Here is a 23448-nt window from a genome sequence, read left to right as displayed (position 1 = left end):
CCCACCTAACTTCTTTGCTCCAGCTGAAATTTTTGGGGAGTTTTACTGCCCGTTAACGCGGGATAATTTTACAAATATGTATATACCAACTAATATATAATTAATACATTCATATAATTGGAGTGATGAGATGCAGCCGTTAGAAAGGGAGATTCATTCTGATATGCTGAAAGTGTGGCGAATCCACGCTTTCATTGGGGCGGCAGTTATACTAGCAGTCGTAATTGCGTATTTCTTTTTTATGATCAATTTTAACTGGTGGGGCTGGTTGTTTGGCTTGCTAGTAACAGGAGCTATTACATTTATCCCGCTTGATTATTTTGTGTTTCCAAATTTACGTCAACGTTATTATAGTTACAGATTAAATGAAGAAGAGATTGAGATTCAAAAGGGAATGTTCGTTGTAAAACGCGTACTCATTCCGATGATTCGTGTGCAGCACGTAACGATTGAACAAGGCCCGATTATGAGAAAGTATAATTTAGCGGAATTACATATTTCAACAGCGGCAACTTCTCATAGTATTCCAGGTTTAACGAAGGAAGAAGCAGAGCAGCTGAAAAGACAAATTGGAGAACTTGCGAAAGTGAGTGATGAGGATGTATAAGAGGCAACATCCGATCACAATTTTATTAGGTATTCGAATTGCGACTTTGTTGCCTTTTATTTTTCTTGTTTTATTTCGTTCAGATGGTGAAGTAAAACCTTGGTATTTCTTACATCTTGTTCTTTTGGCCATATTATTTATTATGGCAATTTTCTCAGCTATAAAATGGTATTTCAAAGTGTACTGGGTTGAAAATAATATTTTACATATAAAGCACGGTGTGTTCGTTAAGAAAGAAAGTTACTTAAATAAAGAACGTGTGCAAAATATTAGTACGTCTTCTAACATCATTTATCAAGTACTTGGCCTGACGAAACTAAACATAGAAGTAGCCGGCGGGGGTAGTGAGCCAGAAGTGATGTTAGCTGGCATTAGAGAAGAGGAAGCGAAGGAACTGATTGCTTTATTAAATAAAAAAAGAAGCGCTGCGAGTGAAGAAGTACCCATGGCAGAAGAAAGTAAGACGATTTATCAGTTAACGATGAAAGAAATTTTAGCAGCTTCCATTACGTCTGGTAGATTCGGATTAGTGTTTTCAGGATTACTTCTTATTTACACAGAGTTTAATCAATTTCTTCCAGAATGGCTCATAAATAAAGTGGAAGCGTATGTGATGGATAACGGTGTATATGAATTAATCGTTATGGCCGCGATTTTAATGGCGGTTTCGTGGGTCATTTCAACAGCTGGCTATGCGTTAAAATATGCGAACTTTAAAATAGAGCGAAAAGGAAATGAAATTCGTATCGTACAAGGGTTATTTGATAAGAAAGAGTTTGTTTTAAAATTACACCGTATTCAAGCGATCACTGTGAAAGAAGGAATTCTCCGCCAGCCTTTCGGTTATTGCTCTGTCGAAGTGGAAGTCATTCAAAGTATAGAAGCAGCTGGAAATGAAGTTATGTTACATCCTTTTATGAAAAAGAAAGATGTCCAGCAGTTACTTACATATTTGCAGTTACCGTATGAAATGGAAGAGGAAATCGTTCATTTACCGAAGGCTGCATTACGTCGTTACGTAATAATGGGCTGGATTACAAGTGCTGTGCTCGCACTGCCGATCATCGGTACGAGTATATATTTCAAACAAAATATTGCGTTGTTCACTTTAATACCACTATTTATCATATTTACGTTGCTTGCATACGCTCGGTATACAAGTGGCGGATATATGATACGAGACAATCAGTTAGTCATGGTATACCGTGGTCTTGCGAAATATACAGGAATTATGCGAAGAAGACATGTTCAAGCAGTAGGATACAATCAATCATATTTTCAAAAGAAAGACGAGCTATGTACAGCAGTGGTATCGGTAGCGGGGCATCGTTACAAAGTGAAGCATATGCAAAAAGAAGATGCGCTTCGTATATATAATTGGTACAAAGAAAAAGGAAGCACCGGCGTGTAACGGTGTTTCCTTTTTTATGTCGTCATTTGTCGATAAGTCGATATTCTTTGTCGAATCGTCGATATATTGAAAAAATCGTTGATATATTCAAAGATATGATAGATATATTCGGAAAATCGTTGATATAATTTCACATACCGTGGTCTTCAAACTCCGAACTCAAAAACTTAAACTAACACATCAAAAGTAGTCACAAATGACGGACGAGAGAAAATACTTTTCTGCTGTTCCGCATGTGGATGCGCCTGAGCTTGTCCTTCTGCTTGTGCAGGGCGTTTTTTATGAGCGTTTTCGAATGAACGTGATTCTGTCCAATCTTTAAAGTTTTGTTCCGTTTCCCACATCGTTAAGATGACATATGTATCGTTACTTAATGGGCGTAGAACACGGATTGCTTGGAAGCCGGGTTCGTTTTCAATAAGGCCTGCTCGGTTTTTAAATCGGTTTTCAAATACTGGGCGACCTTCGTCTGTTACAGAAATGTTGTTACAAACGATATAGCCAGGTTGTCCTTTAAATTCGCCAACAGCGTCTAGTACGTCATATTGAAGCGCTGATTCTACTGATTCTTCTGTATTTTCTTTATAAAACATATCTTTTTCATTATTTTTTGCAGTGAAATGTGCTTGTTCTAGAGGTGTTTCGTATGAAATAATAGCCTTCATTTTAATGCCCCCTTAATTATTTGTTTCTATTATATCAACTCTCTTAAAAAACTTCGAAGATTATATACATAAAGATACTTCTTTTTCAAATAATAAATGTACCATCATTTGGAAAGAAGGCCGATGTATGAAGAAAGTAAAGTGGACTTTATTAGGTGGATTCGCAACGCTAGTATTAGCGATTGTACTTTATAAACTTATTGTGTTAGCTGGTGGCTATATGATGGATGAAAAGCAGCTCGTTTTCCACTCTTCATCACGTATCGTTGACCAGAAAGGGAAAGAGATTACGAAATTATATGTAGAAAATAGAGATCTCGTACCAGTAGAGCAAATTCCAAAGCATGTCCAGCAGGCGTTTATTGCGGTGGAAGATTCTCGTTTTTATGAGCATCAAGGAATTGATTACCCGTCTATATTCCGTGCTCTTTATAAAGATACGTTAGCTGGAGAGAAGGTCGAAGGCGGTAGTACCATTACACAGCAACTAGCGAAAAACGTCTTTTTAACTCGTGAAAAAACAGTTACGCGTAAATTGAAGGAAGTCGCAATTTCGCTTCAATTAGAGCAAAAATATACGAAGCAACAAATTCTTGAAATGTATATGAATCATATTTATTTTGGGCATGGGGCTTACGGTATTCAAGCAGCAGCAAAGTTGTATTTTAATAAAAATGTAGAAGATCTAACCGTAGAAGAAGGAGCAATGCTTGCAGGTCTTCCGAAGTCACCAAACGGATATTCACCTTATTTCTCTCCAGAGAAAAGTAAGGAGCGCCGTGATCTCGTATTGTCACTTATGCATAAACAAGGCTATTTGACTGCCGAAGATAGTGTACGTTATCAAGGAAAGACAATTGCTTTATATAAAAACTTAGACGAGAATGAACTCGCATATATGCCGTATATTGATATGGTTATAGATGAAGCAGCTCGTTTATACGGATTGTCTCATCAAGAAGTACTGCGCGGAGGATATACGTTTGTCGTACCGATGGATGAAAAGATTCAAAAGGTAGCGTATAACCAGTTTCAAGATGCAAGGAATTTCCCTGGTAAAGAAGAGGGGGCGCAAGGTGCTTTTTTATTAATGGATAATCGTACGGGCGGAATTAAAGCGGCGATTGGCGGAAGAAAGTACGTCCCGAGAGGCTTTAATCGTATTTTCGCAAAAAGACAGCCCGGTTCTGTGCTAAAACCACTTATCGTCTATGCACCAGCACTCGAAACGAAAAAGTATAATCCGTATTCTTTATTGACGAATGAAAGAAATTCATTTGAAGGCTATGAACCCCGAAATTATAACCATGCGTATTCGAAAGAAATGACGATGTACGATGCGATTTTAGAGTCAGCAAATGTGCCGGCAGTTTCTTTATTAAATGAGTTAGGGGTAGAAGAAGGAAAGCAATATTTAGAGAAAGGAAATGTTCATATTGCCGATGCTGGTTTAAGTACAGCACTTGGCGGGCTGAAAAATGGTGTTTCAACATTTGATCTTGTGAAAATGTATCGTGCATTTTTAGCAAATGGCGCTATTATTGAGCCGCACGTGATTGATAAAGTGTTAAATAGACACGGCGCAGTTATTGGAGAATCGCCAAAAGTAGAAACGAAAATTTTCTCGAAACAAACGGCATGGTATATGACGAAAATGTTAGAAGGGGTTGTGAAGGAAGGGACAGCGAAAGCAGGCATATATAGCGGTGCATTAGCTGGGAAAACAGGTACAACTTCCTTACCGAATGACGATAATGGAGCTAGAGATATGTGGTTCGTTGGCTATACGCCAAATTTAGTAGGTGCTGTTTGGATTGGTTATGACCGTACGGATAAAGAGCATCAGTTGCAAGGAGAAAGTGCGTCAGCAACGAAATTGTTTAAGAAAATTTTAACGAAGGCAAATGTAGAACAGAAAGAGCAGTTTATGAAACCAGAAGGTGTGGAAACAATCGGTGCTCCGATTCGGCTGCGCAAGATTGAAGATGTGAAAATGAAATTAGCGTTTAGCCCTTTCGGTTTATTTAAAGCAAAATTAAGCTGGACACCACTTCCAGATGAAAGAATTATGTATCGTATTTATAGAGTGGAAAACGGAGTTCATACGCATGTAGGCACTGTAAATGGTGCCGGAGAATATGAGGAAAAGTTCGTTAACATCTTTTCAAAACCGAGTTTTTACGTTGTACCATATAACACACAAACGAAACGTGAAGGAGAAAAGTCAAAAGTAGCTAAACCATAGTTTTTCTCTGTGCTATAATAAGAATGTTGTGAAAATAGTAAGCGGTTTTACGAATGTTTGTGTCAATTTCATGAACAACGTACATAATGTTATGCATTTTGTTTTTACAAGCTGTATAGTAAAAAAAGATAAATATCGGAATAGAACGTATTTAGAGCAAAAGCATTGGCAAGGAAGGGAGCAAGGGTCTTGGTAAGAACTATAAATGAGACATTTTTAAAAGCATGTAGGGGGGAACGTACTGATTATGTACCAGCATGGTATATGCGTCAAGCAGGTCGTTCGCAGCCGGAATATAGAAAGATAAAAGAAAAGTATTCTTTATTTGAAATTACACATAATCCAGAGTTATGTGCTTACGTTACAAAGTTGCCAGTCGATCAATATAACGTAGACGCAGCAATTCTTTATAAAGATATTATGTCACCACTACCTGCAATTGGTGTGGATGTAGAAATTAAATCAGGTATTGGCCCAGTTATTGATAATCCAATTCGTTCTTTACAAGACGTAGAAAAACTAGGGGAAATCAATCCAGAAGATGACGTACCGTACATATTAGATACGATTCGTTTATTAACGACAGAAATGTTAGACGTACCGTTAATCGGTTTTTCAGGAGCTCCATTTACATTAGCGAGCTATATGATTGAAGGCGGTCCATCTCGTAATTATCATAATACGAAAGCGTTCATGTATGCAGAGCCGAAAGCTTGGTTCGCATTAATGGATAAGCTAGCAGATATGGTTATTACATATTTAAAAGCGCAAATTAACGCAGGAGCAAAAGCAGTTCAAATTTTCGATTCTTGGGTTGGCACAGTGAATGTAGCAGATTACCGCATATTTATTAAACCAGCGATGGAGCGTATTTTTGCAGAAGTTCGTACGATGGGTGTTCCAATGATTATGCACGGCGTAGGAGCTGCGCACTTAGTGAATGAATGGCATGACTTACCTCTTGATGTTGTAGGTTTAGACTGGCGTTTACCGATTGAAGAAGCACGTGCACGCGGTGTTCATAAGGCGGTACAAGGAAATATGGATCCTTCATTCTTACTAGCACCTTGGTCTGTTATTGAAGAACATGTAAAAGCTATTTTAGATCAAGGGATGAAAGAGCCAGGTTATATCTTTAACTTAGGTCACGGTGTATTCCCAGAGGTAAATCCAGATACATTAAAACAATTAACTACATTTATTCATGAATACTCTAAAGAACAGTTAGCGAAGTAAAGGAGAATAGCTGTATGAAAAAGAAAATTGGTTTGCTTGTAATGGCATACGGAACGCCATATAAAGAAGAAGATATTGAACGTTACTATACACATATTCGTAGAGGAAGAAAGCCAAGTCCTGAAATGCTAGAAGATTTAACAGAGCGTTACCGTGCAATTGGTGGCATTTCTCCTTTAGCTACTATTACATTAGAGCAAGCTAAAAAGTTAGAACAGCGTTTAAATGAAGTACAAGATGAAGTAGAGTACCATATGTATCTTGGTTTAAAACATATCGAACCGTTCATTGAAGATGCAGTGAAGGATATGCATAACGACGGTATACAAGATGCAATCGCACTTGTTCTTGCGCCGCACTATTCTACATTTAGCGTGAAATCGTATGTAGGACGAGCACAAGAAGAAGCTGAGAAACTTGGAAACTTAACAATTCACGGCATTGATAGCTGGTATAAAGAACCGAAATTCATCCAGTACTGGGTTGATGCAGTGAAAGGTATATATAACGGTATGTCAGACACAGAGCGTGAAAAAGCAGTATTAATCGTATCTGCTCATAGCTTACCAGAGAAAATTATTGCAATGGGCGATCCATATCCAGATCAATTAAATGAAACAGCGGATTATATTGCAAGAGGTGCTGGAGTAGCGAACTATGCAGTAGGTTGGCAAAGCGCAGGAAACACGCCAGATCCTTGGATTGGTCCAGATGTACAAGATTTAACGAGAGAACTAAATGAAAAGTATGGATACAGTTCATTCGTATACGCACCAGTTGGATTTGTTGCGGAGCATTTAGAAGTTTTATATGACAATGACTTTGAGTGTAAAGTTGTGACAGATGAAATTGGCGCGAAATATTATCGTCCAGAAATGCCAAATGCATCGGACGCATTTATCGACTCTTTAACAGATGTTGTATTAAAGAAAAAAGAATCTGTAATGTAAGAAGAAAGGGGGAGCCTGCTTGAGGAAAAAAGTTGTAATTATCGGCGGTGGCATCACAGGATTAACAACAATGTATAACTTACAAAAAGATATTCATGACAAGAACTTGCCGATCGATACATTACTGATAGAAGCATCGGGTAAACTTGGCGGGAAAATTCAAACCGTTCGAAAAGATGGATTTACAATTGAACGCGGACCGGATTCTTTCTTAGCACGAAAAGAAAGTGCCTCTAGACTGGCGCGAGAATTAGGTCTTGGCGATGAAATTGTAAATAATAAGGCCGGTCAATCATTTATCCTCGTAAACAATCGGTTACATAAAATGCCGAGCGGATCGATGATGGGAATTCCAACGCAAATTACGCCGTTTCTATTTTCCAGGCTGTTCTCCCCAATTGGTAAACTAAGAGCTGGTTTTGATCTGTTAATGCCGAGATCAAAACCAGTATCTGACCAATCACTCGGGCAGTTTTTCAGACATCGCCTCGGCAACGAAGTGGTTGAAAATTTAATAGAACCATTACTATCGGGTATTTATGCAGGGGATATCGATGAAATGAGCTTAATGTCAACATTCCCCCAAATGTATCAAATTGAGCAGAAACATCGCAGTATTTCACTCGGTATGCGTACACTTGCTCCGAAAAAAGAGAAATCTGAACCGAAAAAGGGAATCTTCCAAACAGTGAAAACAGGTTTAGAATCTATCGTAGAATCTCTCGAAGCAAAGATACATGAAGGTATGATAATAAAGGGAACTCGCATTGAAAAAGTTGCAAAACTTGGTGATGCTTACACGATTACTCTTAGTAACGGAAAAGAAATAGAAGCGGACGCGGTCGTAGTGGCAAGCTCACATAAAGTATTGCCATCTATGTTTGCACAGTACAAGCAGTTTCGTTTCTTCCGCAACATTCCGTCCACATCAGTTGCGAATGTAGCAATGGCTTTTTCGAAATCAGCCATTCAGCGCGATATCGATGGAACAGGATTTGTCGTATCTCGAAATAGCGATTACACAATTACAGCATGTACGTGGACACATAAAAAATGGCCACATACAACGCCAGAAGGAAAAACACTTCTTCGTTGTTACGTTGGACGCCCTGGTGATGAAGCGGTTGTAGAACAAACAGAAGAGGAACTTGTTAGGCTTGTACTAGAAGACTTACGAAAGACGATGGATATTACGGAGGATCCAGAGTTTACAGTCGTAAGTCGCTGGAAAGAAGCAATGCCCCAATATACAGTAGGCCATAACGAGCGAATGAAGAAACTCACAACATTTATGGAGAAAGAGTTGCCAGGTATATACTTGGCAGGTAGTTCTTACGCTGGTTCTGGTCTTCCAGACTGTATTGATCAAGGTGAGAGGGCTGCAAAGCGTGTATTATCTCATTTGGAGAAAGTAATGGATGCTGAATTAATCGCACAATAAAATATAAGAAACGCCTTCAATCGTATTGAAGGCGTTTTGTTTGTTATATAAAATATTTATTCGCCAATAAACATATATAAGTTATTTGGCTTTATAACAGCATCACCAGCATAAATAACCCATTCTGTTAAGTTATCAAAATCTAAATGATAAGAATTTCCTTCGCTCATATCTTCTATAAAATATGGTTCATTAATGAGTATTCCTTGAATAAGGTCTTCTGTAATATGTTGCATTTCAAACCACATATGTTCGCTTTTCCCCTCTTCATAGGAAACACCAAACTTAGCGAGAAAACGAAAATCTTCATTTGATTGTTCAATTTGAAAAATGTTGCTGAAATACCCGAAAGTATTCTTCGCATTGTAAGCCATACGAGCCGTTTCACTATTTGTTTTATAAAACATGAGCCCTGTAGCTTCCTCGTGTTCTTTGAAAAAGCTTTCGATACATTCTTCTGAAGTATCAAATTTGAACAAGAGAACAGATGGCGATTGATGGTATTCATCTCGGTCATCCATCCCGCCTAAGAATGTGTTTTGTGCATCTATTGGTTGTAGCTTCACTTCTTCATTCTCAATTGAAGATAATTGATCTATACTCGTTTTATGCCCAATATAAGATAAGCCTTTCTCCCATGGAACAGCTACTGTATGTATAGAACCTTGCTGACTATGCGCGATCACGATAGGCTCATTCATAGGGACTTGGCCATTCTCAACGGTATTATTAGCAAATGTTTGAAAGAGGTCACCAATGCCGTAGTAGGAAGAAATGCGATTTGGAATAATTAATTCTATTTCCGTTACGCCTGCTCTTAAAAGGCCATGTGTATGAAACCAATATTGCGTAGGCTCACCGTCTTTATCGTCTTCATAAACAGAATGAATAACGTACAAGTCAGGAATGTCAGGTAATAATTCATTTTCAACGTGATATTCAATATAGCTTCTAGATATTACTTTCATTGCTGCACTTGAATCGATTACAAATAACAAGTCTGGAGCGAGGTTCCATAAAAACTGTAACTGCTGGAAAAAGCAGTCCAGCACATCGCCTACAAATAGCGTACGAGTGAAAATTTCAGTGCCATAAGCAGCATCTTCAAAATTACGATCTACGATTGTAGAATCTTGTCTATTGTACATTTTATATTCTTCTGGATCGCTCGTTTCATCAATATGCAGTTCATACGGTATGATTGTTTCATCCATATGTAACTCAACAATAAGGCTTGTCTCATCACTGTAAACAATTTTTAATTCATCCACTTTAGTAGAGATAGTCTCTAGCCGCTGTTTTAACTGTTCAATCGTAATTCTAGTTGGTATAACGGCAATCATATCTGAAAAATGACGTTCTAATGTTCCATTCATAGCTGCGCGGTATGTTTCTGTTTGCACTTCCATCCAATCACTCCTATTCAAATGAATCCATTTTATATGCCAATGAAATTTCGATATTTTCTGTTTTCTCTCTCTACTATTATAGGTCGCATTCGTAGAAGGTGTAAAATTATTATTTTGTATTATAGTTTGAAAGCTTGTAAATTAAATAAATTTTTTGTAAAACTTGTCGAAATAGCATTCTATATAACGAATCATTTGTTATGATAGAAATGCTGAGAAAATATGAAATAGGGAGAGGAAAATGGCTGTGAAGAAATTGTTAAGTGTCTTTTTATCATTATTGCTATTGCTTTCATTTACTGGAACTTTAGCGCAGGCAGAAGAAAATACTTCTATGTCAGTAGAAAAAGCAATTCAAGTATTTAAGCAGCAAGGGAAAACGAAGGGGACAGTGGAAGGATACATCGTTGGATATACGCAAAGTCCTTCTAAATACACGAAAGATCCTGCTAAGTTTGATGATACAAACGTAGCAATTGCGGATTCGCCAACTGAAACGAATCCAGACAAAATCATGCCTGTTCAGTTACCAAAGGGTGATGTGAGAGCGGCAGTAAACGTGAAAGATCATCCTGAAAATATCGGGAAGAAAGTTAGTTTAACAGGGACGCTTGAATTATATTTTAGTAGCCCAGGTTTAAAATCGGTAACAGCTCATAAGTTTCAAGGGGAAGGACAAAACCGTGTTAGCGATGTAGTAGCTTCGCCTGGTAGTGGAGAAGTTGCGAAGGGGACAGCGGTAACATTAACAACGAATACAGAAGGAGCAACAATCTACTATACGTTAGATGGCTCTAACCCTACAAATAAGAGCGTTCGTTATAACGGACAAATTGTGGTGAATGAAAATAGTGTAATTAAAGCAATCGCAGAGAAAGAAGGGCTTACTTCTTCAGCGGTTTCAACATTTTCATTTATTATCGTAAACAATGAACCAGTTCGTATTCATGATATTCAAGGGAAATCACATATTTCTCCTTACAAAGGGAAGAAAGTATACAATGTGGAAGGCGTTGTAACAGCACTTGATAAAAATGGTTTTTATATAGAAGATAACCAGCCGGATAATGATCCAGCTACGTCAGAAGGTATGTACGTATACAAAAAAGATGCGAATGTAGCGGTAGGAGATCTTATTCAAGTTGATGGAGAAGTAGAAGAATATGTTGGACCTGGGTATGCAGAAAGGTTTGACACAGATTTAACGACGACGGAAATTAAAGCGAGCCGCGTTGCTGTAATCGCAAAAGATCAACCTTTACCAGCACCGATTGTACTTGGAGAAAACGGTGTGAAAATCCCTGATCAAATTATCGATAATGATGCATTCGGTTTATTTGATCCAAATGAAGATGCAATCGACTTTTATGAAAGTATAGAAGGTATGCGCGTTACGATGCCAACGCCAAAAATTATTGCACCTCAGAAAAACGGAAATTTATATGTAACAGTAAAAAATGGCGGAAATAAAGTCGTAACGAAATACGGCACACCTGTATTAGATGAAAATCAATTAAACCCAGAGCGTCTTTCTGTAAAAGTACCTCGTGATTATGTAGCAAAAGTAGGAGATACTTTCACTGGAGATATAACAGGGGTAGTCGGATATGATTACGGTTCGTTCCGCATTTCGCCAATAACGGAATTACCATCTGTAGTGGAAGGTGGATTTAAGCAAGTAGGCGCGAATATTCAGCCTCGTCTTGATAAGTTAACAGTTGCTACATATAACATTGAAAACTTCTCGGCGAATAAAAAAGAAACAACAGATGAAAAAGTAAAAGCGTTAGCGTATTCTATTAAATACAACTTAAAAATGCCAGATATTATCGGTGTAGAGGAAATGCAAGATAATAACGGAACGATTAATGACGGTACAACAGATGCTTCTTTAAGTGCAAAACGTATCATTGATGCAGTTCTAGAAATTCGTGGACCAAAGTATGAGTATGTAGAAATTGCTCCGAATAATAATCTAGACGGAGGAGCACCAGGAGCGAATATTCGCGTCGGTTTCTTCTACAACCCATCACGCGTGAAATTAGCAGCAGTACCGAAGTTACTTGATAAAAATGTCGTTCGCATTGGAGACGAAAATCCATTATTTGAAAGTACACGTAAACCGCTTGCAGCAGAATTTACGTTCCAAGGACAAAACGTTGTTGTCGTTGCAAATCACTTAAACTCAAAAATAGGAGATGCAACGCCATTTGGAAAAGTGCAGCCGCTCGTATTAAAGAGTGAAGAAAAACGAATTCAGTTAGCGCAAGAAGTAAATCAATTCGTACAAGGAATTCAGAAAAAGAACACGAATGCACCAGTTGTTGTGTTAGGAGATATGAACGATTTTGAGTTTGCTAAACCACTAAAAGCACTAGAAGGAACAATCTTGAAAAATATGTTAAACACAGTGCCGAAAGAGAACCGCTACACGTACATTCATGAAGGAAATGCACAAGTGTTAGATCATATTTTAGTAACAAACAACATCGCACCACACACAATTGTAGATCCAGTACACTTAAACTCAAACATTATGAAAGAACATGGACGTGTAAGTGACCACGATCCAGTACTTGCTCAAATTGATTTGAAGAAAGCTTCTTAAATAGTCATGAAAGAACGCTTAGAGATATACTGAGCGTTCTTTTTCTGTAAAAATCATGTTAAAATTAATTAAAAATTCAGCTTTTTGTAATGAGGAGGTTAAAGATGCAAGCGTGGTTAAATGGAAAATTAATGAATCAGCTTGCAATTTTGTTTTGTACAATCGTCATGCTCCAATTTGTAGCGGAGGTAACAGGACTTACTCAAAATTTGGATATTACATATAACTTAATACATACAGCATCGTCCTATGTAACGTTTAGTTTGGCAGTCATTTTTACTTTAATAGGTGCAAGAAGAGAATTAAGTACATATGCAATTATTTTATTATGTTCAGTTGTAGGTATTAAAGCGATTTATTTTGCGGCGGTCGTTATTTTATGGGGATTGGCAGGTACGCCGTAAAGGGGAGATGATTATACGATTGATAAATGTAAATGAGAATAAGAGAGTAATTCTCTAAGCTAACTTAGGGAATTACTCTCTTATTCGTTCAATTATTTAGTCCGAAATTGCTTGAAGCGCTTTTCTACACCGATCTCTTTTTTGCAGTCTTCTTCTATATTTTTTTCTATCCCGCTTTACTCCTTGTATATACATAAATAAGCTAACGAGAAGGAAGAAAGCACATTGCATCGTTAAAATATACGGTGACATGCCTTGCAATGGTTGTTTCGGATCATATAAATGAATAGGTGCTCCGCCTATTGAAGGAAATATTGTATTTAGCAGGACGTAAGGAATGGAGGCAACTGCAAATGGAAAGAGAATTGCCATATAGTCCTTTTGTGACCATACAGATGCAGCAAGTCCTAAAAGGGCCATTAAACCTGCAAATAAAAAATTAATTCCGATATATACAGTAATGTAAGTGAGAGGCGCATCGAAATATAGGTTTGCGAACATTCCATCAGCATTTATGATGCCTGAACCAATCGTAGGTGTTCCGTCTGGAATGGTTAATTTGCAAAATAATAACGATAAGATGAATGGAAATGTATAAAGAAATCCTCCGCAAAAAAACGTAACGATATATTTCATTACTGAATAAGGAAATAAAGAAATCCCCTTACTTACAAACGGTTTAAAACCATCTGACTTATCCGAATTGTAACTTGTACTAAAGGGGAAACTCGCAATAACTGGCATTAATAATAAATAAACATCCATTTCATTGTCGCGAAATCCGATCCATTTTATATCTGTTGAAATAGGTCCACTCGCTGCGTCTCCTAAATAACGAATTACATAGTAATAGTGATAAATACAAATAAGAACGAATCCACTAAACATAATAATTAAAGAAATACGACTACAAAAAGCTTGCTTTATATTTAAACGAAGCGCACGCATCATGACTGAAAAAGCCTCCACTATTTTGATAAACTTGTCTATTTTCTATATTACTATTAAATGTAAAGATTTTCTTGTTTTTTTATTTGATTATTTGAAAAAAGGGAAATTTGTTGTTGTTAAGTAAGGTTTAATTGTATATCTTAAGAACACCTTTTCCTTTTCTCTTTTCTTCTGATAAACTATGGACAGTATGATATACACTGACTGGAATTTTTTTATACTGGAAATAATAAAAAAGAGAACTTGTCTAGAATGTAAGCGTGTGGTAATATCAAAGATGTACTGATTGACTATATTATCCAATTGGTCATTTTTGGAGGTGACGATGTGGCGATAGATCGAAAACGTTCTATTATTGAAGCTGCAACAAAGTCTTTTTCAGCGTTCGGTTATAAAGCAACAACGATGGATCAAGTAGCGAAGTTAGCGAATGTAGGAAAAGGAACGATTTATACTTTTTTCAAAAATAAAGAAGAGCTATTTGGTGAGATTATTTCTAATTTAATTACAGAAATGAAACAAGTTGCAGAAAATGCAATTCGTTCAGATGTTTCATTTTTTGAAAATGTACATAGAGCATTATATAGCATATTAGAATTCAGAAAAGAACATCAGCTCATGATTAAATTAATTCAAGAAGAGCGCGACATGGGAACGAAAGAAGTACAAGAAGTGATGCAACAAGTAGATGTGGAAATCGTTTCTGTTATTCAATCGTATTTAAAGATTGCGATTGATAAAGGTGAAATTAGCAAATGTGATCCAGAAATTACAGCATTTATTATGCTTCGCTTATACGTATCGCTTATTTTTGATTGGGAAAAAAATCATAAACCGCTAGAAAAAGAAGAAATTGCAGAATTATTTGAACTTTATTTATTAAAAGGATTGTCAAACTAAGATAATCCTTTTATTATTATAAAAAGTGACCACTTGAACGAAATGGTCATATATTTATTTTAGGAGGGATAATAGAAATATTTACTTCATAGTAAGGAACAGTTGCATAGTATAAATTCGGGGATAAGGCATATGTATGAATAAGTATAGCCTTTTTGTTTGGGTAAAAATGACTAAATGAACATTTTGGTCATTTTAATAAAGGGGGAGAAATGATGAAATGGAATCAGTTACTTCGTAAAGAGTTTACTGAAATTATAAAAAGTAAAAAAATATTAATTCCAATTATCGCGGTTTTATTCGTACCAATTTTATATGCAGGTATGTTTTTATGGGCCTTTTGGGATCCGTATAAACAGTTAGATGATTTACCAGTTGCGGTAGTTAATTTAGATAAAGGTGCAGTATTTGATGGGAAACCAATTGAGGTTGGAAAAGGGCTCGTTGATAATTTAAAAGATAATACAAGTTTCAAATGGGAGTTTGTAAGTGAAAAAGAAGCGAAAAAAGGAATGGAAGGTAGAAAGTATTACATGTTAGTACGCATTCCAAATGACTTTTCAAGTAACGCTACAACGTTATTAAAAGATGATCCAAAACCATTAAACTTAGAATATATTCCAAACGAAAGCTTAAACTTCTTATCTTCACAAATTGGTGGAACAGCGATTGAAAAAATTAAAGGTGAAGTATCAAGTACGTTAACGAAAACATATGCAGAGAAAATGTTTGATTCCATTCAAGACGTCTCAAAAGGATTAGCAGATGGGGCGGAAGGAGCAAATAAACTACATGACGGATCAAGTGAATTGCACGATGGTTCAAGTAAAGTGACAGATGGCCTTCATACACTTCAAGGAAAGTCTGGGGAGATGAAGGATGGAGTTGGGAAATTAGCAGATGGATCTAATAAGTTAGTAGATGGGTCTGGAAAAGTAACAGCAGGTTTAAATACATTAAATAGCAAAACGGGTATAGGGAAATTACAAGATGGATCCGGAAAAGTAACAGACGGTTTAAATACGCTAAATGGCAGAACAGGTGAAATGCAGACAGGTATAGGAAAATTAGTGGACGGATCCGGAAAAGTAACGAACGGTTTAAATACGTTAAATAGCAAAACGGGTGAATTGCGTGATGGATCTGAGAAAGTGACTGGTGGCTTGAACAAACTAGTAAGTAAATCTGGTGAATTACAAACAGGAACAACTGACCTATCAAATGGTATGGGAAAACTTGCTGAAGGGCAAAGTCAATTAGAAAAAGGGTCTCAAGAAATTCAAAAGGGATTGCAAGAGTTAAATAGTAACGTACAAAAGTCTGCTGTAGGCTTAGAGGAAATGCAGTCGAAAGTTCCTTCTATATTGAATACAGTAAATGAGAAAATAGATGGAGCTGGGGCGAATGTAAATCAGTTAAATGAACTTACACAATCAACAGCAGGAGATGCAAAAAATGCAGCGCAAGAGGTAGCGAATTTACAAAAGCAAATTGAAAGTTTACCAAAAGAATATCAAGAGCAGTTACAGCCATTCGTAACAAGTGCTGTAAAAAGTACAGCGACAGTTCAGCAAAAAGCTGCCGGAGTAGCAGGTGGAACAAATAAATTAAATGAAGAAGTAAAACAATTAACAGGCGAAATACATCAAACAACAAATGGATTGCAAAACAAATTACCAAATCCAGCAGGGGTGAAAACTCTGGCAGGTGGTGTTGAAAAATTAACGAACGCACAAAATGAATTTGTTAGTAAGTTTCATGGGTTTGGTGAAGGATTAGATAAAGCAAAAATAGGTGCTGATAAATTAAAAGATGGATCAGTTCAATTAATTGATGGAGTAACGCAATTACAAAGCGGATCCGGAAAAGTGACAGCTGGATTAGGTCAATTATCTGCAGGAGCAAATCAATTAGCAGATGGCTCAAACCAAGTAACAGGCGGTTTAGGTACGTTATCTGTAGGAGCAAACCAAATGGCAGGTGGAATAAATCAATTAGCGGACGGTTCAAGTCAAGTAACAGGTGGTTTAGGTACATTATCAGTAGGAGTAACCAAATTAGCAGATGGTTCAAATCAAGTAACAACAGGTCTGGGCGATCTAAATGGTGGCCTAAATAAAATGTCAACCGGCTCAACCCAGCTAATCGACGGCGTTAATAAACTAGCAGACGGTTCCGGAAAAGTAACGGATGGCCTTGTAAAAGTAAACGACGGTTCAGGTGAACTTGCTGAGAAACTTGGCGAAGGGGCAGAGAAAACGGGTGAAGTAAAAGGAACGGATAAAACGTATGATATGTTTGCAAGCCCTGTAAAAGTGAAGACGGAGAAAATGGCGGAAGTTCCAAACTACGGGACTGGATTTACACCGTATTTCTTATCACTCGGTTTATTTGTTGGGGCATTATTATTATCTATCGTATATCCATTACGTGACACAGTTGGTGTTCCAAAATCGGGGTTTAGCTGGTTTATTAGTAAGTTTGGCGTTTTACTATCAGTCGGTATTATTCAAGCAGTAGTAGCTGATGTCATATTACTGTTCGGATTAGGTGTAGAAGTACAAAGTATGCCGTATTTTATACTCTTTAGCATCGTTACAAGTTTAGCGTTTATCGCATTAATTCAATGTTTAGTAACAGCATTCGGTGATGCAGGGCGTTTCATCGCCATCATCACATTAATCATTCAGCTTACAACAAGTGCTGGAACATTCCCACTAGAATTGATTCCGAAGTTTTTACAACCATTCAATGCTTGGTTACCGATGACATATTCTGTATCAGGATTGAAAGCAGTCGTATCAAGTGGAGACTTTAACTTCATGTGGCAAAACGTAGGAATACTCATGATTTTCATCGTGGTATTATCACTTGGAACAATCGCATCCTTAACTTGGATGCACAAAAGACAATTTAGAAATATTGCGGAAAATCAATCAGTTGAAGCGTAGAAAAAAGCACCTTTTTGGTGCTTTTTTTATTTTAATGTAGGGCTAAATAAAAGGACAGGAATTGCAACCATTTGAACAGAAGTATAGTACATAGGAGTTGATATGATGAAAGGAAATCTTACTTATTATTTTATCGTAAATCCGCTAATCATCTTTCTTGTTTACGCCCTTTCACCTATCTTGTTTCATAAAGAAAAATATATAAATATGAAAGATGCACTAGGAATACTTTTAGTTTACTATGTGCTAATTAGCGGGTATTACCTTATGGATGTTATAAGTAAAAGAATGAAGAAGGATAGTAAAGATAAACGATAAATTTTATGGCATAAAAACCGATGGAGGACAACAAAATGACTGAAAGTGAAATGAAATTTCGTGATACAACCATTCGTAACTTTTTCGATAAAGAGGACCGCCTAAAATCGATTCCAGGTCAAAAGAAGAAAAAACTAGTATTGTTAGAGCATTTAATTAGCAAGTTAAACGCTGAAAATCAATATACGGAAAAAGAAATTAATACATTTATAAAACAATATCATGATGATTTCTGTACGATTAGACGTGAGTTTATTGTGCACGGATTTATGGATCGAGAGGATAATATGTACCATATAAACGGGAGAGAAGTTTGGACGAAGTGGGAGGAGTTAAAATAATGAATCAGCAGGGGGAATCCCTGCTGATTATAAGTCCGTGCTAGTCTTACATTTTCTTTGAAGTAAGTCTATGAACTCTTCAACATTCGAACTTGTAATGTATCCAAGCGTTATATATTCATCTTCATAGTAAAATATTATTTTTTTGTCAAAGATTCTTCTCTTCGTTTCTATGGATAGAATTTTTTCATAATCAAATTCGGCAATGAACGTGTTTTTATGTTGGCTAAAAAAGAGAAGTCTTCTATTAGTAGCAAGTAACATGCCAGGATGCGGGACTTTATGCGTAATAATATAGCCAGTAAGTGAACATTTTAAAGTAGATAAAATCTTTTCTTCTTTATGTAATAGTTGTTTTGCAGCTGTTAAGATTGGATTCATTGCATACATTCCTTTTATTTTGATGTATGAATATTATATCAAGAGTAAAAAGATTCTCAATATGTAATATTGCATATTGGGCGTTTTATAGTTTTAATATTATTTTTTAAAAGAAAAAGTACGAGGTGATTCAATGATACGATTAGCAAAAGAGACTGATGCAGAAGCAATAATGAATATTAGAAAAGAAATTATATTATCGGAAAGTACTACAAAGTTTTTCATAGTATCTCCAAAGAAATTACCAAATGATATTGATGCAGAAAAAGAAAAGATACGGAAAAGCAATGAAAAAGGGAATCTTTATATAGTTTATGAAGTAGATAGTAAGGTGGTTGGCTTTTTACTTTTCAAACGCTACGAACTAGAACGCCTACGACATGCAGGTACAATGGGAATGGGGATTAGAGAGGCGTGCTGTAATCAAGGAATTGGTACGAAACTAATTGAATTTCTTATTAGTTGGGCTAAAGGACAGGAAGGTTTAGAGAAAATTTGCTTAGGTGTAGTTTCTATTAATGATAGGGCGATTAAGGTGTATAAACGTATGGGGTTTGTAGAAGAAGGAAGACAAAGAAAGCAAATTAAATATGAAGATGGAACATATGGAGATGACGTATTGATGGGGCTTTATATTGAATAAAGGATTAGTAAGAAGATGTATATACGTTATGCTATGTTCATCTTTTTTAGTCTAAAAGCAGTATGATTGCTCCTCCCATTAACAGACTTTTCCCTATGTATAATATTAATATAGTAAAATCATAACAACCCATATTGCAGTTTCCAATAATATACTATATAATCAGTTTAAGAAAACGTTTTCATGCAAAGGGGGAGGATTTCGTGTCGACTATAGAGGACGTGGCGAAATTAGCGGGGTTATCAAGGACAACGGTTTCTAGGGTGATTAATAATCATCCATATGTTTCAGATGAGAAGAAAAAAAGGGTTCAATTAGCAATGAAGCATTTAGGTTTCGTTCCTAATTCTGCGGCGAGAAGGCTTCGTAAACAAAAGACGGAAACAATTGCGGTGCTAGTTCCAAGGATTACAAATCCTTTCTTCAGTAGATTTATTGAAGCAATCGAGATTGCTGCTTCTGAACATAAATATAAACTGATTATTTGTCAAACAAGATATTTACCGGAAAAAGAGATGGAGTATTTACAATTATTATCTACGAAACAAGTAGATGGGATTATTCTATGTTCACTAGAAAATCCGTGGGAAGATGTAGAGCCATACTTACAGCACGGTCCAATCGTGTTATGTAATGAATATATTGAGGAAGCAAATGTTCCAACAGTGAAGTTTGATCATGCGCAAGGAGCATACATAGCTGCTAAGCATGTGTTAGAACAAGGATATCGTAATCTTATTTTTTGTCGTGGTAACGAAACCAAAGTGGTTAGCCAGCAGCGAAAAATGGGCTTTTTACGTGCAATAACTGAGAAGAGCCGCCAAGTAGAAGCGATCGATTTTCTTGAAAACGCTTTCTCTTGGGACGATGGGAAGAGAATATTCCATGAAGTATTAAAGGACAAAAAAAATCCTACCGCGATTTTGGCAGGAGGCGACGAGGTTGCAGCTGGAATCATTTCAGAGGCAAAACGCCATGACTGGAGCATTCCAGATGATCTCGCTGTTATCGGTTTTGATAATCAAATATTATCACAAATTACAGAGCCAGGTATTACGACAATTGAACAGCCAATCGATGAGATGGCCCGAAAAGTTGTCGACCTGATGATGGATAAAATCCATACGAAAAATTATCGACAAAAAGAATTGTATGAGTTTGAACTGGAGCTCTTGGTGAAAGGTTCAACGATGAAGAAGAATACGATGTTATTAGCCTAGTAGACTATGTCTGCTAGGTTTTTTATGTTCATAAACTACTATTCTTCGTGAACGCAGTCATCACATTTGTTATGGTATGCTTCGTGTTGCTCATCAATTTCTTTCCCGCAATGTGCACAAGTTTTCGTCGGTAAATTTCTGAAAAACTCCATTGGTTGATCGATCATGTCAATCCCTCCATTTCCATTTCTTACTATTATTGTATTAGTACAAAAAGCGAAAGTCAACAACTGTTTTATAACAAAATTGAAAAATAATGAAAAAGTTTAGGAAATGGATTATAGTTAACAATGTAGAATGTAAGTGAAACATGCATTCCTACTCGGTTTTAGAAAGGATGGATACATATGAAAATGACTGTTGTCGGCTTTTGGGGCGGCTTTCCAGAAGCGGGAGAAGCAACGTCGGGGTATTTGTTTGAACACGATGGTTTTCGTTTACTTGTCGACTGTGGTAGTGGTGTACTAGCACAGATTCAAAAATATATAACACCGTCTGATATAGATGCAGTTGTACTTTCGCACTATCATCACGATCATGTTGCAGACATTGGGGTATTGCAATATGCGAGATTAATTACGAGTGCGACAAAGGGGCAACTACCGGAATTACCAATATACGGTCATACGTTTGACGAGAATGGATTCCATTCTTTAACGCATGAACCACATACGAAAGCAATCGCGTACAATCCAGAAGAAACACTTCAAATCGGACCGTTCTCGATTTCATTCTTAAAAACTGTTCATCCTGTTACATGCTTTGCGATGCGTATTACAGCTGGTAGTGACGCTGTAGTATACAGTGCTGATTCAAGTTATATTCCTGAATTTATTCCATTCACAAAAGATGCTGATCTTTTCATTTGTGAGTGTAATATGTATGCACATCAAGAAGCTGCAAAAGCAGGGCATATGAATAGTACAGAAGTAGCAAGTATTGCGAAAGATGCAAATGTAAAAGAACTTTTATTAACGCACTTACCGCATACAGGCAATCCATCTGATTTAGTAACAGAAGCAAAACAAATTTTCAGTGGCCATATTACGCTAGCGCATAGTGGTTACATTTGGAACTCATGAGGTGATACGATGTTATTTATTAATAATAATGGGATTACAGATCCTAGAATAAACTTAGCAATTGAAGAATATTGTGTGAAGAATTTAGATATTAATGAAACATATTTACTGTTCTACATTAACGAGCCTTCCATTATCATTGGTAAAAACCAAAACACAGTAGAAGAAATTAATGCAGATTACGTAAAAGAACAAGGAATTCATGTCGTTCGTCGTCTATCAGGCGGAGGCGCAGTATATCATGATTTAGGAAACTTAAACTTTAGCTTTATTACGAAAGATGACGGAGACAGTTTCAGCAACTTCAAAAAATTCACAGAGCCTGTAACGAAAGCGCTCGGTAAATTAGGAGTAAATGCAGAACTAAGTGGTCGTAACGACATTTTAGCTGAAGGTAGAAAAATTTCAGGTAACGCGCAGTTCTCAACGAAAGGTCGTATGTTCAGTCACGGTACGTTACTATTTGATTCTGAAATCGATCACGTCGTATCAGCGTTAAAAGTAAAAATGGATAAGATCCAATCAAAAGGAATTAAGTCAATCCGTAGCCGCGTTGCGAACATTACAGAGTTCCTAAACGAAGAAATGACGACAGAAGAGTTTAGACAACTTCTTCTAGAAACAATTTTCGAAGGAGAAACAGAAATCCCAACGTATGAATTAACAGAAGAGGATTGGAAAGAGATCCATAAACTTTCTGAAGAACGTTACCAAAATTGGGATTGGAACTACGGAAAATCTCCGAAGTTCAACTTACAACATTCACACCGCTTCCCAGTTGGACAAGTTGACGTTCGTCTTGAAGTGAAAAAAGGAACTGTAACAGAATGTAAAATTTACGGTGACTTCTTCGGTTCACTAGATGTGCATGACATTGAAGAACGTCTAACAGGCGTACAATTTGATAAAGATGCATTCACTGTAGCTTTAGAAGGCGTAGATATCGCACGCTACTTCGGTAACATTACAACAGAAGATTTCTTACATTTATTCTTCTAAAAATAAGGGAGGCTGCCTTAACGGACAGCCTCTTTCTTTTTGCGTAGATTGTCATGTTTTGTCGGTAAGTCAATATATTTTAAAAATCGTTGATATATTTCGAGTTACGGTAGATATATTCGAAAAATCGCCGATATAATTTCATATACCATAAAATCACAGGACATTTGCCCCTTATAAAGGAATATATATATTCAAAAGGAGGCGAATTGAAATGAGAAGGCTAATGTACGTTGTATTATTGCTCAGCTTCGTCATCGGAATGACAGCTTGTAACGATGAAACTTCCTCAAGTCGCACACTTTTATCGATTGGAAAGCCAGGGAAGGATAATATTATATATTTTACGCATACAGATAACAAACGAAAGATACATGATATACAAGACATGTTTCAAAATAAGAAGTGGAAAAGAAATGAAACATTCAGCACTGTTAATAAAACACCAGATCTTGTCTTGTCGATAGATGAGGCCAATAATGGGTTACCGACATTATATGTTACATTGTTTTTTCATGAAAATGGAGCGGATGCATTCAACTTGTATGGGGAGCATACGAGCTTGAATAAAGAGGAACTAGAAAAACTTAGCGAAAAGATGAGTGCATATTATCCTGAAATGATTTTAGCCTTAGTTTCATAATGTGTAGGTGAATAGAATCCCCTTATCTTTCCAAAGTGAATCA

Annotated in this window: 22 protein-coding genes; 17 read left to right on the top strand and 5 right to left on the bottom strand. The window is 36.7% G+C overall.

The window, feature by feature from the left end:
• Nucleotides 1–130: 130 nt before the first annotated feature.
• On the top strand, nucleotides 131–607 hold the full coding sequence (locus QEP67_RS22420) for a PH domain-containing protein (protein WP_088091237.1): 477 nt from the start codon (nucleotides 131–133) through the stop codon (nucleotides 605–607).
• Entirely contained in the window at nucleotides 600–2018 is a 1419-nt protein-coding gene (locus tag QEP67_RS22415; protein ID WP_000278138.1) for a PH domain-containing protein, read from the top strand. The genes QEP67_RS22420 and QEP67_RS22415 overlap by 8 nt, the downstream gene beginning before the upstream one ends.
• Before the next feature lie 167 nt (nucleotides 2019–2185).
• Here the strand turns inward: QEP67_RS22415 and hmoB are convergent, their stop codons facing one another.
• Nucleotides 2186–2683 (bottom strand): heme-degrading monooxygenase HmoB, encoded by a 498-nt coding sequence (gene hmoB / locus QEP67_RS22410; protein ID WP_000644083.1) that lies wholly within the window; start codon nucleotides 2681–2683, stop codon nucleotides 2186–2188.
• A gap of 127 nt (nucleotides 2684–2810) precedes the next feature.
• Between hmoB and QEP67_RS22405 the strand changes: the two genes are divergently transcribed.
• From QEP67_RS22405 to hemY, 4 genes are all read left to right on the top strand, one after another.
• Complete coding sequence (locus QEP67_RS22405) at nucleotides 2811–4928, top strand: PBP1A family penicillin-binding protein (RefSeq protein WP_000756245.1); 2118 nt, start codon at nucleotides 2811–2813, stop codon at nucleotides 4926–4928.
• 189 nt (nucleotides 4929–5117) lie between these two features.
• Nucleotides 5118–6164, top strand: a complete 1047-nt coding sequence (hemE, locus tag QEP67_RS22400; RefSeq protein ID WP_000252602.1) for a uroporphyrinogen decarboxylase — start codon at nucleotides 5118–5120, stop codon at nucleotides 6162–6164.
• 14 nt (nucleotides 6165–6178) lie between these two features.
• Nucleotides 6179–7114 carry a ferrochelatase gene (hemH, locus tag QEP67_RS22395; protein WP_000726802.1) on the top strand — a complete coding sequence of 312 codons (936 nt, stop codon included), beginning with the start codon at nucleotides 6179–6181 and terminating at the stop codon, nucleotides 7112–7114.
• Between the two features lie 19 nt (nucleotides 7115–7133).
• On the top strand, nucleotides 7134–8555 hold the full coding sequence (gene hemY / locus QEP67_RS22390; RefSeq protein WP_001228086.1) for a protoporphyrinogen oxidase: 1422 nt from the start codon (nucleotides 7134–7136) through the stop codon (nucleotides 8553–8555).
• A 56-nt stretch (nucleotides 8556–8611) separates the two neighbouring features.
• Here the strand turns inward: hemY and QEP67_RS22385 are convergent, their stop codons facing one another.
• The gene (locus QEP67_RS22385; RefSeq protein WP_000453741.1) at nucleotides 8612–9964 is read right to left on the bottom strand and encodes a DUF4026 domain-containing protein; all 1353 of its coding nucleotides are present in this window, start codon (nucleotides 9962–9964) and stop codon (nucleotides 8612–8614) included.
• 241 nt (nucleotides 9965–10205) lie between these two features.
• On the opposite strand from QEP67_RS22385, the gene QEP67_RS22380 reads away from it, so the two are divergent.
• Nucleotides 10206–12572 carry a DUF6359 domain-containing protein gene (locus tag QEP67_RS22380; protein WP_000279297.1) on the top strand — a complete coding sequence of 789 codons (2367 nt, stop codon included), beginning with the start codon at nucleotides 10206–10208 and terminating at the stop codon, nucleotides 12570–12572.
• 104 nt (nucleotides 12573–12676) lie between these two features.
• Entirely contained in the window at nucleotides 12677–12976 is a 300-nt protein-coding gene (locus QEP67_RS22375) for a hypothetical protein (RefSeq protein WP_001149501.1), read from the top strand.
• Between the two features lie 96 nt (nucleotides 12977–13072).
• On the opposite strand, the gene QEP67_RS22370 is transcribed toward QEP67_RS22375, so the two are convergent.
• Nucleotides 13073–13927, bottom strand: coding sequence for a hypothetical protein (locus QEP67_RS22370; protein ID WP_000984168.1), 855 nt, complete (start codon nucleotides 13925–13927; stop codon nucleotides 13073–13075).
• Nucleotides 13928–14254: 327 nt separating this feature from the next.
• Here QEP67_RS22370 and QEP67_RS22365 point away from each other — a divergent pair, with 327 nt between their 5' ends.
• The 4 genes from QEP67_RS22365 (at nucleotide 14255) to QEP67_RS22350 (ending at nucleotide 18437) form a co-directional block, all read left to right on the top strand.
• Complete coding sequence (locus tag QEP67_RS22365) at nucleotides 14255–14827, top strand: TetR/AcrR family transcriptional regulator (protein ID WP_000963376.1); 573 nt, start codon at nucleotides 14255–14257, stop codon at nucleotides 14825–14827.
• A 215-nt stretch (nucleotides 14828–15042) separates the two neighbouring features.
• Nucleotides 15043–17778, top strand: coding sequence for a YhgE/Pip domain-containing protein (locus QEP67_RS22360; protein ID WP_000871871.1), 2736 nt, complete (start codon nucleotides 15043–15045; stop codon nucleotides 17776–17778).
• Between the two features lie 102 nt (nucleotides 17779–17880).
• Nucleotides 17881–18096, top strand: a complete 216-nt coding sequence (locus QEP67_RS22355) for a hypothetical protein (RefSeq protein WP_002108716.1) — start codon at nucleotides 17881–17883, stop codon at nucleotides 18094–18096.
• Between the two features lie 35 nt (nucleotides 18097–18131).
• Nucleotides 18132–18437 carry a DUF2087 domain-containing protein gene (locus QEP67_RS22350; protein ID WP_000140288.1) on the top strand — a complete coding sequence of 102 codons (306 nt, stop codon included), beginning with the start codon at nucleotides 18132–18134 and terminating at the stop codon, nucleotides 18435–18437.
• A gap of 27 nt (nucleotides 18438–18464) precedes the next feature.
• On the opposite strand, the gene QEP67_RS22345 is transcribed toward QEP67_RS22350, so the two are convergent.
• Complete coding sequence (locus QEP67_RS22345) at nucleotides 18465–18818, bottom strand: PH domain-containing protein (RefSeq protein WP_001068215.1); 354 nt, start codon at nucleotides 18816–18818, stop codon at nucleotides 18465–18467.
• Between the two features lie 133 nt (nucleotides 18819–18951).
• Here QEP67_RS22345 and QEP67_RS22340 point away from each other — a divergent pair, with 133 nt between their 5' ends.
• The gene (locus tag QEP67_RS22340) at nucleotides 18952–19461 is read left to right on the top strand and encodes a GNAT family N-acetyltransferase (protein WP_048567015.1); all 510 of its coding nucleotides are present in this window, start codon (nucleotides 18952–18954) and stop codon (nucleotides 19459–19461) included.
• A gap of 203 nt (nucleotides 19462–19664) precedes the next feature.
• Entirely contained in the window at nucleotides 19665–20681 is a 1017-nt protein-coding gene (locus QEP67_RS22335) for a LacI family DNA-binding transcriptional regulator (RefSeq protein ID WP_000103725.1), read from the top strand.
• Nucleotides 20682–20719: 38 nt separating this feature from the next.
• Here QEP67_RS22335 and yhfH read toward each other — a convergent pair whose 3' ends face one another.
• A complete protein-coding gene (yhfH, locus tag QEP67_RS22330) occupies nucleotides 20720–20848 on the bottom strand; it encodes a protein YhfH (RefSeq protein WP_000567010.1) in 129 nt (42 codons plus the stop codon).
• Nucleotides 20849–21028: 180 nt separating this feature from the next.
• Between yhfH and QEP67_RS22325 the strand changes: the two genes are divergently transcribed.
• From QEP67_RS22325 to QEP67_RS22315, 3 genes are all read left to right on the top strand, one after another.
• The gene (locus QEP67_RS22325) at nucleotides 21029–21763 is read left to right on the top strand and encodes an MBL fold metallo-hydrolase (RefSeq protein WP_064459986.1); all 735 of its coding nucleotides are present in this window, start codon (nucleotides 21029–21031) and stop codon (nucleotides 21761–21763) included.
• A gap of 9 nt (nucleotides 21764–21772) precedes the next feature.
• A complete protein-coding gene (locus QEP67_RS22320; protein ID WP_048567017.1) occupies nucleotides 21773–22762 on the top strand; it encodes a lipoate--protein ligase in 990 nt (329 codons plus the stop codon).
• 214 nt (nucleotides 22763–22976) lie between these two features.
• The gene (locus QEP67_RS22315) at nucleotides 22977–23405 is read left to right on the top strand and encodes a hypothetical protein (protein ID WP_048567018.1); all 429 of its coding nucleotides are present in this window, start codon (nucleotides 22977–22979) and stop codon (nucleotides 23403–23405) included.
• The last annotated feature ends 43 nt before the right edge of the window (nucleotides 23406–23448 follow it).

It is taken from the genome of Bacillus cereus group sp. MS39 (genome assembly GCF_040448665.1).
Taxonomy (GTDB): Bacteria; Bacillota; Bacilli; order Bacillales; family Bacillaceae_G; genus Bacillus_A; species Bacillus_A wiedmannii.
Note: the sequence above shows the minus strand (reverse complement) of the source record. Positions and strands in the feature narration are given on the sequence as shown.